16 protein-coding genes and 1 pseudogene are annotated in these 14,077 nt (G+C 39.4%); 12 read left to right on the top strand and 5 right to left on the bottom strand.

Translation table 11 applies throughout. The annotated features are described in order from the left end of the window. The first annotated feature begins 13 nt into the window (after positions 1 to 13). From D7I46_RS10510 to D7I46_RS10530, 5 genes and pseudogenes are all read left to right on the top strand, one after another. Positions 14 to 211 carry a hypothetical protein gene (locus D7I46_RS10510; protein ID WP_120773353.1) on the top strand — a complete coding sequence of 66 codons (198 nt, stop codon included), beginning with the start codon at positions 14 to 16 and terminating at the stop codon, positions 209 to 211. A 46-nt stretch (positions 212 to 257) separates the two neighbouring features. After that, positions 258 to 1,292 carry a VOC family protein gene (locus tag D7I46_RS10515; RefSeq protein WP_240424419.1) on the top strand — a complete coding sequence of 345 codons (1,035 nt, stop codon included), beginning with the start codon at positions 258 to 260 and terminating at the stop codon, positions 1,290 to 1,292. A gap of 330 nt (positions 1,293 to 1,622) precedes the next feature. Then, positions 1,623 to 2,239: pseudogene (locus D7I46_RS10520) on the top strand (alpha/beta hydrolase). A gap of 191 nt (positions 2,240 to 2,430) precedes the next feature. Next, the gene (locus tag D7I46_RS10525; RefSeq protein ID WP_120772833.1) at positions 2,431 to 3,594 is read left to right on the top strand and encodes a VOC family protein; all 1,164 of its coding nucleotides are present in this window, start codon (positions 2,431 to 2,433) and stop codon (positions 3,592 to 3,594) included. A 124-nt stretch (positions 3,595 to 3,718) separates the two neighbouring features. Then, positions 3,719 to 4,309 carry a flavin reductase family protein gene (locus D7I46_RS10530; protein WP_120772834.1) on the top strand — a complete coding sequence of 197 codons (591 nt, stop codon included), beginning with the start codon at positions 3,719 to 3,721 and terminating at the stop codon, positions 4,307 to 4,309. 80 nt (positions 4,310 to 4,389) lie between these two features. Here D7I46_RS10530 and rpmG read toward each other — a convergent pair whose 3' ends face one another. Beyond that, complete coding sequence (gene rpmG, locus D7I46_RS10535) at positions 4,390 to 4,551, bottom strand: 50S ribosomal protein L33 (RefSeq protein ID WP_054639691.1); 162 nt, start codon at positions 4,549 to 4,551, stop codon at positions 4,390 to 4,392. A gap of 29 nt (positions 4,552 to 4,580) precedes the next feature. Continuing rightward, positions 4,581 to 4,754 carry a 50S ribosomal protein L32 gene (rpmF, locus tag D7I46_RS10540; protein ID WP_075526098.1) on the bottom strand — a complete coding sequence of 58 codons (174 nt, stop codon included), beginning with the start codon at positions 4,752 to 4,754 and terminating at the stop codon, positions 4,581 to 4,583. A 555-nt stretch (positions 4,755 to 5,309) separates the two neighbouring features. On the opposite strand from rpmF, the gene D7I46_RS10545 reads away from it, so the two are divergent. Further along, positions 5,310 to 7,130, top strand: coding sequence for a heavy metal translocating P-type ATPase (locus D7I46_RS10545; RefSeq protein WP_120772835.1), 1,821 nt, complete (start codon positions 5,310 to 5,312; stop codon positions 7,128 to 7,130). 94 nt (positions 7,131 to 7,224) lie between these two features. Here D7I46_RS10545 and D7I46_RS10550 read toward each other — a convergent pair whose 3' ends face one another. From D7I46_RS10550 to D7I46_RS10560, 3 genes are all read right to left on the bottom strand, one after another. Then, the gene (locus tag D7I46_RS10550) at positions 7,225 to 8,007 is read right to left on the bottom strand and encodes a ParB/RepB/Spo0J family partition protein (RefSeq protein WP_120772836.1); all 783 of its coding nucleotides are present in this window, start codon (positions 8,005 to 8,007) and stop codon (positions 7,225 to 7,227) included. A 65-nt stretch (positions 8,008 to 8,072) separates the two neighbouring features. Then, the gene (locus D7I46_RS10555; RefSeq protein WP_120772837.1) at positions 8,073 to 9,353 is read right to left on the bottom strand and encodes a replication-associated recombination protein A; all 1,281 of its coding nucleotides are present in this window, start codon (positions 9,351 to 9,353) and stop codon (positions 8,073 to 8,075) included. Between the two features lie 176 nt (positions 9,354 to 9,529). After that, the gene (locus D7I46_RS10560; protein ID WP_120772838.1) at positions 9,530 to 10,018 is read right to left on the bottom strand and encodes a GNAT family N-acetyltransferase; all 489 of its coding nucleotides are present in this window, start codon (positions 10,016 to 10,018) and stop codon (positions 9,530 to 9,532) included. Between the two features lie 338 nt (positions 10,019 to 10,356). Between D7I46_RS10560 and D7I46_RS10565 the strand changes: the two genes are divergently transcribed. From D7I46_RS10565 to D7I46_RS10590, 6 genes are read left to right on the top strand one after another with little or no spacing between them, the layout of a single operon-like run. Continuing rightward, a complete protein-coding gene (locus tag D7I46_RS10565; protein WP_120772839.1) occupies positions 10,357 to 10,824 on the top strand; it encodes a DUF3013 family protein in 468 nt (155 codons plus the stop codon). 2 nt (positions 10,825 to 10,826) lie between these two features. Next, entirely contained in the window at positions 10,827 to 11,243 is a 417-nt protein-coding gene (locus D7I46_RS10570) for a VOC family protein (RefSeq protein WP_120772840.1), read from the top strand. Next, positions 11,244 to 11,729, top strand: coding sequence for a GNAT family N-acetyltransferase (locus D7I46_RS10575; RefSeq protein WP_120772841.1), 486 nt, complete (start codon positions 11,244 to 11,246; stop codon positions 11,727 to 11,729). After that, positions 11,726 to 13,285 carry an ABC-F family ATP-binding cassette domain-containing protein gene (locus D7I46_RS10580; protein WP_120772842.1) on the top strand — a complete coding sequence of 520 codons (1,560 nt, stop codon included), beginning with the start codon at positions 11,726 to 11,728 and terminating at the stop codon, positions 13,283 to 13,285. The genes D7I46_RS10575 and D7I46_RS10580 overlap by 4 nt, the downstream gene beginning before the upstream one ends. A gap of 16 nt (positions 13,286 to 13,301) precedes the next feature. Continuing rightward, positions 13,302 to 13,766 (top strand): HIT family protein, encoded by a 465-nt coding sequence (locus D7I46_RS10585; protein ID WP_120772843.1) that lies wholly within the window; start codon positions 13,302 to 13,304, stop codon positions 13,764 to 13,766. A 1-nt stretch (position 13,767) separates the two neighbouring features. Then, positions 13,768 to 14,070: a hypothetical protein gene (locus tag D7I46_RS10590; RefSeq protein ID WP_120772844.1), complete on the top strand. Its 303-nt coding sequence runs from the start codon at positions 13,768 to 13,770 to the stop codon at positions 14,068 to 14,070. Positions 14,071 to 14,077: the final 7 nt, after the last annotated feature.

Here is a 14,077-nt window from a genome sequence, read left to right on the forward strand (position 1 = left end):
GCTGGATATGACAATGAAAGTTACTTTTAAAACGCTTGATGGACGTACAGGAATAAAAGAGTTTGAGACTGTTGATGAGTTTGTAACATTGCAAAATCGAGAAATTCCTGCAATTGATGATTCAGCACATGTTGTCGAATTAATAGTTGACGGCAAAGTGCGTGAGTTTAAAGGAAATATTGCTGATTTATACTTTGAACTGAGTAAGTAAGAAAGGAATTGAGTTCGTCTTCCTTGAAGCTGTGTCATTAGGCAAAATGGAACGTTCACTTCGTGAAGAATTTCATTTTTCTAAATATTTTCGTTTTACGGCAGTCGAGCTCACATCTTATATGAAAGTACACCATATTTCATTATTGACAGGTGATTTCGAGCAAAATTTTCATTTTTATGTGGATATTTTAGGATTACGTTTGGTCAAAAATTCAATTAATCAAGGCAATATTTATATGCGACATGTCTATTATGGTGATTTTTTGGGAAGTGTCGGAACTGTAGTGACTTTTTTTCCTGACCATCGTTTTAATCATGAACGTATCGATGGGAAGTCAGCACTGACAGGAATCAAGTTTAGCATTCCACGCGGTTCACGACAGTTTTGGACGAAGCGATTAGCAAAATTTATTACTGACAGCTCTGTAAGTACATCTAAAAGTTTGTCAGTACGGGATTTTGACCAAATTCCTCTAGAATTTATCGAAACAGATGATATTTTAACCAACTGGAATGTTAATACGTTGACAGATATTCCGGCAGAATTTCAAATCACAGGAGTTCTTGGTACAACGTTGTTGACTGACCATATCGAAGCTACCACTCAATTTCTCAAAGATATGGTAGGAGATTTTTCAGCAATAACTTTGGAAAAAACAGAGAATAATTTGCCGGTTTCTAAGTGGGGACGTGGTTCGGTAGACCGTATCGCCTTTGCAGTTGAATCTACAGCAGAACTGGATGCCATTTGGCAAAAAGCAGAGCGACTTGACTATACGCGAGAAGCCTATGTGGATCGCGGATATTTTAGCTCGGTGTATTTGCTGACACCATCAGGTAATCGTATTGAGTTTGCGACCTTGCGACCTGGCTTTACACTTGATGAGTCAGTGCGTGAGTTGGGTACAACTTTTGCTTTGCCACCACGCTATGAAGCTCGTCGTAGAGAGTTACTCCGTTATTTTGGAAAACAAGGGGAACATTTCGATAAAATAAAACCTGCTAAGTTTGACGAGGATGTCACAGTAAAAATTAATCAAATTCGTCCTCGCAACGACACATCAGGAACTCGTTATTGAATGAGGTAGAAACAGAAAAATCTAATATTCCAGAAGGCTATGCGCTAAAAGCTTAGGTTGAACGTAAATCAACTGAGTTCGGTGCGCTTGAAATTAGTGAAAATAGATAAATTCCAGAATCGTGCTCTCGCACGAACCTGAAATTTTCTAATTTTCATAATTTTAGGATGAGCGCACCTCACATCTTAATCAACTGAGTTTGGAAGGCTAGAAACTTGCGAAAAAAGATGAAATTTTGAATCTACTGCTTAAGCAGAACCAAAAATTTCCCTATTTTTCACAGTTTCTGAGCAAGCCTTCCTCACATCTTATTTTGAAAGGAGACATAACGTGACAGATTATATTTTTAAGGCTGGTAATCCGTTGCTAGCTCCCATTCTGCTTCTACATAGTACAGGAGGAGATGAACATCAATTATTACCTATTGCTGAGAGGGTTGCACCAGGACATCCCGTGCTCTCTATTCGCGGCCGAGTCAACAATCAGGGGTAAATCGATATTTTAAGCTCCGCAGCGTGGGTGGGTTTACGCAGGATAATTTTGACCTTGATTCATTGGCGCTTGAGAGTCAATGGTTGGCAGATGAAATCTTTGCGTTAGCTGAGAAATACAATCTTGATGCAGCAAAATTTATTGCGATTGGGTATTCAAATGGTGCGAATATTGCACTTTATATGACACTTAAAGGTATTTTTAATTTTGATAAAGTCATTGCACTCCACGGAATGCAACTGACAGAAATTAATCATCCTGTCAGCACTGACAACAAGCGTGTATTTCTAACTTATGCACCTAATGACCCAATTGTATCGGAGCGCAATTTTAATGCATTGATACAAGATTTGGAAACAGCAAGTTGTCAGAATGAGATTTTTAAGTGTACTTACGGTCATCAACTGACCGAAGACGAACTTGTTGCAGCCAAGAAGTGGCTAGAAATGTACTGACAGAATTTCTGTCAGTACGCTGATGCATAATTTTTATGACACAAAGTTAGCGCTACAATATGTCAATTGTAATCATCATTAGCTACTATCTCAACGATGCATTGCAGATAGAACAAATAATTTTTAGAATGAAACGAATAAGCATATTAATGCAAATTTTTATTCATATTAAATAAAACAGGAGAAATATTATGACTCAAGCGATTCAATCACAAATCGAAAATAATCATGTCCTTGGCGGTGTTCATCATGTCACAGCCATAACATCTAGCGCTCAAAAAATCTATGATTTTTTCACAAATATCATGGGACTACGTCTTGCAAAATTGACAGTCAATCAAGACGACTATGAAACATATCATCTTTATTTTACAGAAGAAGACGGTAAAGGCGCAGATATGACTTTCTTTGATTTCAAAGATATTCCGAAAGGAATGCACGGCGCAAACAATATCGAACGTGCATCATTTCGTGTACCAACAGATGCTTCACTGGACTATTGGACAACACGTTTTGATAAAGCTCATGTCAAACATGGTGAAATTACAACAAAATTTGGTCAAAAAACCTTAGAGTTTGAAGATTTTGACGGACAACAATATCAATTGATTTCTGACCAAGCCAATACAGGAGCAGTTTCACAAGGACACTCATGGCAACTTTCTAATGTAGCTGCAGAGCATGGGATTACGGGACTTGGTCCAGTGTTTGTCAAGGTAGAAAATACAGATAACCTTCGCTTAATTTTAGAAACAGTCTTTGGTTTTCGTTATGCAGGTCAGGAAGGAGATTTACATCTTTTTGAAGTTGCTGAGGGTGGCAATGGGGCTGCGTTAATTATTCAAGAAGCGCATGAAGGTGATCGCTACGCTTATCAAGGTTATGGCACAATTCATCATCTTGCACTTGGAACGACAGACCCTGAAACTTTGAAATATTGGATTGCTCGGATTAATGCTTTCCAACTGCCAAATTCTGGTCTGGTGGATCGTTTTTATTTCTCAAGTGAGTATGTTCGTGTTGCTCCAGGTGTTCTTTTTGAAATTGCGACTTATACACCGGGTATTGGAGCTTTAGAGATGGCAAAATCAGGCCTTGGAGTTGTTGACAGTTATGAAGAAGCTTTGATTACTTCAGGTTTCTGGATTGATGAGAGTAAGGAACAATCAGGTCTTGGATTAAGCTTGCCACCACATCTTTTCCCAGGGGATGAAGCGACAAAAGCACGTACTGCTGCAAGTTTACGTCCTCTTGATACATCAGATACACATCGAGACCGTCGTGAAGATGAGCTTTGGACGATTGAAAAAGTCGTTGAACGCAAGGCAGGTGTTCCTCTTGAAGCTACAAAATAAAACTAAGAAATACGAATAATCACAATTTTTAGTTTTAGTACACGAAAATACACCAGCACCACTTTAAAATGCTTTTGACATGAAAGAATATTAATAAAAAAATCTAAAAAGAAAAATCTAATCAATGAAATCTTATAAAGCAGACGAGCTGAATCAACAGCTCGTCTATAAACTTTTATCAGGAAGTGTTGTTCCTCGTCCCATTGCGTGGTTAACAACACAAAATCGTGATGGACTGGTCAATGTTGCTCCGTTCAGTTTTTTTAATGTTGCTTCAAGTCATCCTCCGCTTTTGTCAATTGCTTTTACTGGCAACAAAGATAGTCTGAATAATCTACTTTCAACTCAAGAAGCGGTTGTCCATCTTGTTAACAGTGATAACGTTGAACTAATGAATCTGACTGCTAGTCGTGTACCTGCTCATATAAGTGAAGCAGAGAGATTTTTAATAGAGCTTACTCCCTCGCAAATGGTCAAGGTTCCAACCATAAAAAATAGTAGTGTCCGCTTTGAAACGAAGCTCTACCAGCATATTCCTCTAGGAGATGAGGGACATCTTGTTCTTCTTGAAGTGATTCATTTTGCTTTCGATGATGAAATTCTTGATGAACAAAATTTTCATATCAACACAGATAAACTAGCACCAATCGCGCGTTTAGCAGGGAATGATTACGCAGTGCTAGGAGAAACTTTCACAATAAAACGTCCAGAATAACCCTGTCAGTATGCTGACAGAATAAAAAAATACACTGACAAATTTTGTCAGTGTATTTTTTATATTTTTACTTAAAAAGATTATTTAACTTCTTTAAAAACAACGTGTTTACGTAATTTTGGAGAATATTTTTTAAGTTCCAATTTGTCTGGAGTGTTACGTTTATTCTTTTGAGTAAGGTACAGACGTTCACCAGATTCTTTGTGTTCAAGAATAACATGTGTGCGTACACCAGCTGCCATAGTTGTTTACTTCCTTTCTTTTGAGTAGATTACTTAGTTTCGCGTACTTTGCGGCCTTTGTAGTAGCCTTTAAGTGAAACGCGGTGTGAGTGACGGTAGTCACCAGTAGTTTCGTCAAAAGTAACAGTTGGAGCTGTCAATTTGTAGTGTGTACGACGACGGTTTTTCTTTGCTGATGAAGTGTGACGTGCAGGTACTGCCATTGTTTTAAGTCCTCCGTAGATTTTATCGCTTTTGCATCAATGCACTTAATAAAGTAACATCTTGCAAAAACATACTTTATTAGTATAGCATAAATTTCTAGAAATGCAAGCATTGTAAAGTAAAAATACTTGACAAAATTCATGATGATTTTTTGTCAGCATACTGACAGTTTATAGACGAATAATACTCGATTGACAAATATCTTTGACAGTCAAATTACTAAGAGAATGATATTATTTCTGATAAAATAATAGAAAATATCAATAAAGTTGAGGAGTCAACTCGTTTTATTTTTGATGATGAACCTATCTTTGCGTTTTTAGTTGCTGTGACAAAGTGGAGTAAACAAACGTGAGGTGGACACTGTCAAGCTTGCATCATAGCGTAGTTCAACAAAAAAATAAAGTTGACTTCACAAGTCTAATAAATAACTTAAAAATTTAGCTCAGTTCGATTGAATCAAAGCGGCGTTAAAAGTTGACAATCAGGTCACATAAGCTTTTAGCAAGGCAGAGCAAAGTCTCAGGACAAATAAATTTTTAAGGAGATAATGAATGACAAATCTTAAAAAACTCATTCTCGTGTTTGTCATCGCACTTGCTGCACTGGTGGCCTATTTTGGTTTTAACCAGCCTCTTGTTGCACAGATGATCGTCACGATTGTGGGTGGCATTTTGGCGCTCTCAATGTTCATTGAAATGATAAAAACTTTGCGAAGTGGCTCTTATGGTGTGGATTTACTTGCAATCACAGCAATTATTGCTACACTTCTGGTAGGAGAATACTGGGCTTCGCTTATTATCATTTTGATGTTGGTTGGTGGAGAGAGTCTGGAAGATTATGCGGCAGGACGTGCTCACCGAGCTCTTGCTTCGTTACTTGAGAAATCACCAGATGTTGCTCACGTGAAAATCAATGATGAGGTTAAGGATTTCGCACTTGATGAAGTGGAGATTGGGAGTACTTTGCTCATTAAACCTATGGAAGTCATTCCAATTGATGGCCACCTGCTCTCTGAAGCAGCCCAGCTTAACGAAGCTTCGGTTACTGGTGAAACTAAGCCAAATGAGCTTTTGGCTGGGGATGAAGTGCTATCTGGCGCGATTAATGGCAATTCAAGTATTGAGATTCAGACTACTGTCGTGGCGAGTGATTCTCAATTTCAAAAAATTGTGCAATTGGTTAAAGAAGCAGAAGCTACACCGGCGAATTTTGTTCGATTGGCAGATAGATATGCTGTTCCTTTCACGATTATTGCCTATATTATTGCTGGTATCGCTTATGCTATATCGGGCAATCCCGTAAGAATTGCAGAAGTTTTGGTCGTGGCGAGTCCTTGTCCATTGATTTTGGCAGCGCCGATTGCTTTTGTTTCGGGAATGAGTCGTTCTAGCCAAAATGGTGCATTGATTAAAAATGGGACAGTGATTGAAAAACTTGCTAAAGCTCGTGGAATTTTTCTTGATAAAACGGGAACAATCACCGAAGGAAAAATCCAAGTCGAAAAAGTTGTTCCTGTATCAGAAATTCTATGTGAGATTGAGGATAAAAACAAAACTCAAGAGCAGTTTACAGCATCTGAACTACTTCAAATTGTTTATACATTGGAACAATCCAGTAATCATATTCTTGCTAAAGCGGTCAGCAGCTACGCTGAAGAACGTCATGTTGTTCCTTTACAATTGTCAAATTTGACTGAAGTTGCGGGACTCGGTGTAATTGGTGAAATCAATGGTGACACTTTTAAAATCGGACGTGCGAGCTTTGTGGGTGCACCGGAAAATGATTTTGAAACAGCATTTTATGTTGCAAAAAACAATCAATATATTGGTGCCGTGACATTTACAGATAGTTTGCGGCCAGAAGCCAAAACGACAATTGCTAGGCTGAAAGAAATCGGTCTTTCTAAGATTACGATGCTGACTGGAGATAACATTCGTGTAGCGAGCAAAATCGCAGATGAAGTTGGTATTGACGACATTCATGCCAGTCTGATGCCAGATGAAAAGTTACAGTTCATCAAACATTCACCTGATAAACCAGTCATTATGGTGGGAGACGGTGTAAATGATGCTCCAGCTCTTGCAACAGCAGATATCGGAATCTCTATCGGTGTGGGCTCTGGCACTGTAGCGAGCGAAGCGGCAGATATTGTCCTCCTACAAAATGACTTGAGTAACGTCACGAAATCTATCGAAATCAGTCGTGATACGATGAAAATTGCTAGACAAGCGGTAATGATAGGAATTGTGATTTGTATTGTCTTAATGTTTATTGCGGCGACAGGTGTAATTCCTGCGATTATTGGTGCAGTATTCCAAGAGGTAATTGATGTTGTATCAATTCTATACGCACTTCGGGCATTGAGAGGTTAATTTTGAGTGAATGGAATACATTCAAGTTTTAATAAAAGCTAATATTCAAAATAAAATGCGCTGACAGAATCCTGTCAGTGCATTTTTTGTTTCGTCAGTCTTGTTTTTTGAGCAGATGAACCAAGTGTTCCAATTCATCTAAGCTGTCAAAATCAAGAGAGAGCGTTCCCTGATGACTTTTGTTACTCTTGATTTTGACCTTATTACCAAGTGCTTGCATGAGTTCTTTTTCAAGTGCTTCTGTAAAAATATTTTTTCTGTCAGTGCCAACATAAATTTTGTCAGTACCATAAATTAATTCTTCCAATGCTCGGACATTGAGATGGCTACTCACTACTTTGTCAGCGAGTTGCAATTGTCTATTGGCATCTTTTTCAGCAAGGAGTGTTCTTCCATGTGCCAACGAAATCTCACCAGATTCCACCCGACGTAAAATAACTTCAGGAAGTCCAAGTAAGCGAATGAGATTAGAAACGTAAGAACGTGATTTTCCTAAAGCTTGAGCAATTTGTTCATGAGTCATCTTTAACTTGTCAGCAAGTTGAGCAAGTGAGCGTGCTTCTTCAACAGGATTTAGATTTTCACGTTGCAAATTTTCTAGGATAGATAAGGTCATCATTTCCTTATCTGAATACGTGCGAATAATGGCAGGAATCGTTACCATTCCTGCTAATTTAGAAGCTTGAAAGCGCCGTTCACCAGCCAATAGCTCATAACCAATGAGCCCTGATTTACGAACGATGATAGGTTGCAATACACCGTTTTCTTTGATAGAACGTGCTAGTTCTTCAAGTTTGTCTGTGTCAAATACCAATCTGGGTTGGTATGGATTTTTGATAATTTCAGAGAGTTTAATTTGTTCGATTTGCTCAGTCATTTATTTTTTGACATCATCATCAGTCCACTGTTCGTTTGACTGACAAGCTTTCCTTACCCAAAAGTTTATCGCTTTTGAGAAGATTTGTCGCCCCCTCCTTTTTGTTCATTAATCCATTGTTTACGTAAGTTTAGCGCTTTTTCATATTTTCCCATATCATCTGGTTGGAAATAGTCAGCTTTTATCAGCTTATCAGGAAGATACTGCTGGTTGACCCAATGGTTAGGAAAATTGTGTGCATACTGATACTCCACGGAGCGTCCCAACTCTTTGGCGCCTGCATAATGCCCATCTTGCAAATGAGCTGGAATGGGAAGATTTCCATATTTTCCGAGGTCAGAAATTGCCTCATCCATCGCCAGATAGGCAGCGTTTGATTTTGGAGATAGTGCTAGGTCAATCACAATATTTGCAAGAGGAATTCTTGCTTCAGGAAAACCGAGCTTTTCAGCCGCTTGCAAAGCTAGTACGGTGTGAACAGCAGCATCAGGATTGGCGAGACCAATATCTTCGTAAGCCATGACAGTCAATCTTCTGGCAAGAGAAGGTAAATCCCCTCCTTCAATTAACCTTGCAGCATAGTGTAAACTTGCGTTGACATCAGAACCTCGAATGGACTTTTGCAGGGCAGAGAGCAAATCATAATGAGCATCACCATCTTTGTCAAAAGTTGCAGCTTTTTTCTGTAAAGAATTTTCCATGTCATCAAGCGTAACATGATGATTTTTGGAAGAGAGTACAGCAAGTTCCAGCGCATTAAATGTACTACGTAAATCGCCGTTTGTTGAGTGAATTAAAAAATACAATGCATCATCATCAAGGCTGACATCAAAGTCAAAAGCTCTCGTTTTGTCTTGTAAACTCAGGTTGACAGCTTGCTGTAAATCCTCAGGCTCTAAGGGTTTTAATTCAAAAATTTGAACACGAGAACGAATGGCAGGTACGACTGAAAAATAAGGGTTTTCAGTTGTTGCACCGATCAAGATAATCTGGCCATTTTCTAAAAGAGGTAATAAAAAGTCTTGCTTTGGCTTGTCAAGTCGATGGATTTCATCAAGTAACAAAACAAGTTGCCCAGAGAACTCGGCTTCAGCAGCAATTTCTTGTAAACGTTTTTTAGTATCAGTTGTTGCATTAAACGTTCTAAAGCTAGCCTCCATTGTTCCAGCGATAGCAGAAGCAATGGAGGTTTTTCCAATACCTGGTGGACCGTAGAGGATCATGCTAGAAAGGAGACCAGTTTCGACCATTCGACGTAAAATTTTTCCTTGTCCTACAAGGTGGCTTTGACCGATAATTTCATCAATATTTCGTGGTCTCATACGCCGTGCGAGATTTTGAACCATAACTTCTCCAATCATAAAAATAAATACTCAATATACTAGTTCTACTTTAAAATCCGACAGGGTTTTATTAGTGATAGTTGTAACTAGCGTGTCATGAAGTTAAGCCGTTGTTGGTTTTTACAATGAATTAACTATAAAGGCTAATTTACCTAGGTTTACAAAGCTGTAAATGATGTTTACAGTAAAGTTTTGTCAAGATAATAAGCTAGAAAACAATCATCAATGTAAGTTTCGTCAATAAAGAACTCTTTGCGTAAACAGCCTTCACAAACAAAACCAAGTTTTTCGTAAAGTTTCAGAGCAGTAGGGTTCGAGCTCATGACTTGTATCGTAATTTTTTTATATCCTTCTTGACGTGCATAATCAATAAAAAAAGTGATAAGAGATGTAGCGACGCCTTTGCCACGCGCTTTTTCGACAGTCATTATCCCAAAAGTGATGATATGTCGTCCAAACTCAGATTTGTGTCTAGGACCATAATCAAGAACACCTAGGATCTCACCATCTTCCTCTGCGATGAAATAACCCATTCCTTTTGTGATTTTTTCAATAATCTTTTCAGCTGAGGAATTCATGACGTGCGGAGTTGAGGTGAGAGGCCAATTCTCATTTTCGAGTTGTGCAACAATTGCAAAGTCGCGAGGTTCAATTTTCCTAATTTTCATCATTAATCTCCAGATTTCTTGATTCAAAATGCACTGTCTAATACGCGCTTACTTTTAAAAATCATTAGAAGTGACCAGTCGCAACCTTTGCGCCCGACACTCAAACAGTTTATTTACAGTTAATCTACTGATTGACTAAAGCCGTTGAGAGATTAACTAGTGGAACTGTTGTAAATATAAGTGTATTGGAACTAGACACGCTTTTCACGCCAGTTTTTTGTTATAATTATTTTAACATAAAATAAGAGATGAGAGTTAGAGGGTGGAGTTATATCGTTTATGAACGAAGTTTCATTCAGACAAATAAAACATTCACTCTGACCTTTGGAGGTAAAAACATGGCTAAATTTGGCTTTTTAGATATTTTACAGGAAGAACTTGAAAAGAATTTTAATTACGATTTTGAGATAAATTGGGACAAGAGAAACTTTGCAGTTGAGGTCAGCTTTTTATTAGAAGCTGAAAATGGTGCAGGGGTTGCTGTAACAGATGCCGATGGTATCGAATCTGAAGAAAATATTATGTATGAAGATGCAATTGTTTTTTACAATCCAGTCAAGTCACAGGTTGATTCAGTAGACTATCTGACAACGATTCCCTACACTGACAAAGGTCTGTCAGTAGAGTTTTTGGCTTATTTTGCCAAATTTTTGCAAGAAACGGCAGATGTTGGATTGGATGATTTGATGGATTTTTTGGCAGATGATGAAGCAGAAGAATTTGCTGTAAAATGGGATGTTGATAGCTTTCAAGTAGGTTTGTCAGCACTGACAGAAACTGAATTTTTCAAATATCCGAGGTATTGAAAATGGTCAGTAAAAATCAAAATATCGCACCATCACCTTATGTTCTTTTCCCAGGCAATGCGCGCGAAGCATTAACTTTTTATAGTGAAATTTTTGGCTGTCAGCTTTTTTTACACACATTTTCTGAATTTGAACGTACAGATGGACCAGCAAATGCCATTGCTCACGGAGGCTTGGTTGATGGTCCTGTCAAATTATACGGAGCAGATACAGCCGTAGGGCAAGCTTCTGTAAAAATGGAAGGAATGATGCTGACCTTGCTTGGAGTAGCAGAGCCAATGACATTACATCAGTGGTTTAATCAACTCTCGGTTTCTGGCACAATTATTGAACCATTGCAACACCGTGCTTGGAGTGCCACAGACGGACAAGTCGTTGACCAATTTGGCTTGTGTTGGTTAGTGGGTTATGAGGACTGAATGTTGGAGATTTATGAGCTAACAGATGCTGACGAAAAATCTGTCATTACTGACAAGATTTTACGACAACTTCCAGAGTGGTTTGGGATTCCGTCAGCACTGACAGAATATGTCAAGGGAGTGTCAGATAAGATTTTCTACGTAGCTTTTGACGGAGAGCACTATCTAGGCTTTCTTGCAGGTGAAATTCATTATGGACGGACGGGTGAAAGCTTTGTTTGCGGAGTGTTACCAGAATTTCATTCTAAAGGGATTGGTATGGCACTTTATCATAATTTTGAGCAAAAACTTTTATCGCAAAATTGTGAGAGAGTTGTAGTTAAAACGTTAAGTAGTCAACGTAAAAATGAATATTATCATAAGACACGCCAGTTTTATAAAGCTCAAAAGTTTGATGAATGGCTAGATTTACCAGAGCTTTGGGGACAGGCAAATCCTTGTTTGCTTATGGGAAAAATATTAAAAAATAGAAGAGAAATAAAATGAGTATTTTAGATGTTAAAAACCTGAGTCACGGCTTTGGTGACCGTGCGATTTTTGAAGATGTGAGCTTTCGGTTGCTCAAAGGCGAGCATATTGGCTTTGTCGGAGCAAACGGCGAGGGTAAATCAACTTTCATGAGCATTATCACAGGCACGCTGACCCCTGATGAGGGTAAGGTAACTTGGTCAAAAAAGCACCGCGTTGGCTACATGGACCAGCACGCAGCGCTTGGCAAAGGCAAAACCACTCGAGAAGCACTCTCTGAGGCTTTTCAGTATCTTTTTGATGTCGAAGCGGAAATCAATGACACTTATATGAAAATGGCGGAAATGTCAGAAGACGAGATGAATGCTGCCCTCGAAAATGTCGGCGAGCTGCAAGAAGAACTGGACACAGGCGATTTTTATCTGATTGACTCAAAAGTCGAAGAAACCGCGCGTGGACTGGGTCTGACGAATTTGCTAGATAAGGATGTCGCAGATTTGTCAGGAGGGCAACGGACGAAAATCCTGCTCGGTAAGCTCCTGCTTGAAAAGCCAGATATTTTGCTCTTGGACGAACCGACGAATTATCTGGATGAGGAGCATATTTTTTGGCTAAAAAATTATCTGAAAAACTATGAAAATGCCTTTATCTTGATTTCGCACGATGTGTCCTTCATGGATGAGGTCGTCAACGTCATTTACCATGTGCATGGGCAGGGCATTACGCGCTATTCAATGAGCTATCACGAGTTTGAGCGGGTTTTTGAGGAAAAGAAAAAGCAGCTTGAAAATCTGCATGATGCGCAAGTGGCGGAAGCAGCGAAATTAAAAGATTTCATTGCCCGTAAAAAAGCCAATGTTGCGACCTCTGGACAGGCGAAAGCGCGTGAAAAAATGCTGGCGAAAATGGAAATTGTCGATACCATTCACGAGAAACCAAAACCGCATTTTGATTTCAAATTTAGCCGTAAACCGAGCCGTTTGGTCTTTGAGGCGACTGATTTGGTCATCGGTTATGCTGCTGAAAATCCACTGTCTGCACCGATTAATCTCAAAGTCGAAAGCGGGCAAAAGATTGCCTTTGTCGGCTCAAATGGGATTGGGAAATCCACGCTGCTCAAGAGTCTCATGGGCTTAATTCCTGCACTTTCTGGCGACATTGAAAAAGGAAATTTCCAAGACATCGCCTACTACGAGCAGGAAATCAAGGAGCCGTCGCAAAAAACAGTGCTAGACGACCTCTGGGACGAATATCCAAGCTGGAATCAGGCCGAATTGCGCGGTGCGCTGGCGCGCGTGGGACTCACAACGAAACAAATCGAAACGCGCGTCTATGTGCTGTCAGGCGGTGAGCAAGCCAAGTTGCGCTTTGCCAAGCTGATGAACACAGAGTCAAACATCTTGATTTTGGACGAACCGACCAATCACCTCGATGTTGATGCGAAAGAGGAGTTAAAACGTGCGCTGATCGACTATCCTGGCACGATTTTGATGGTCAGCCACGAACCTGAGTTTTATGAAGGAGTTGTCTCTGATGTGGTCAATTGTGAGGAATGGACGACGAGGATTTTGTGAGGAGGAGCTTAATAAAATGAGCTGTTTTATTTGCGAGCGTATCGAAATGATTAAAAACGAAACGAATCTGTATTTTGTAAAGGAACTTGAAACAGGTTATGTCGTTATCGGCGATTTCCAGTATTTCTATGGTAGAACGATTTTTCTCTGCAAAGAACACGTGACGGAGTTGCATTATCTGGAGTCTACATTCAAGCAAAAACATCTTGAAGAGATGGCGCTAGTTCAAGAAGCAGTTGCCAAGGCATTTAAAGCTGAGAAAATGAATATTGAAATGCTTGGAAATGCCGATAGTCATGTCCATTGGCATCTTTTTCCTCGTCAACAAGGAGATTTACAGCCTTATGCTTCTAAAGGTCCCGTCTGGTGGGTGCCTTTAGAAGTCATGGAAGGCGAAGCAGCACGTCCAACAAATGAAAAATTAGCAGAAATGGTTGAAACGCTGAGAAAGACACTTGATGAAGTGTTGGAAAGCGAATAAAATGACAGAACACCATTTACCTTGGGAAAATCCCAATCAAGACTATAAACGAACCTTGATGAAACGTCGAAGCGAGCGGCGTTATCGGGTGCTGCAACTGGCAAAGACCTTGCGTGTGAGTTTGACGCGGCTCAAGCTGCTTGGCATTGATGAATACAATGTGGAAATTCTCACATGGATTGAGCAGATGGAAGATGGCTCTGCTGGTGATTTTGACGATGAGGACTTTGCGCAAGCAAAGAGGTTTACGAAGCGAATTGTGAAATTGCTTGAAAAAATGGAAAATAAGAGTGGTCAAGGCTGATAAGGAT

Origin of the sequence: Lactococcus allomyrinae (assembly GCF_003627095.1) — a bacterium.
GTDB lineage: Bacteria > Bacillota > Bacilli > Lactobacillales > Streptococcaceae > Lactococcus > Lactococcus allomyrinae.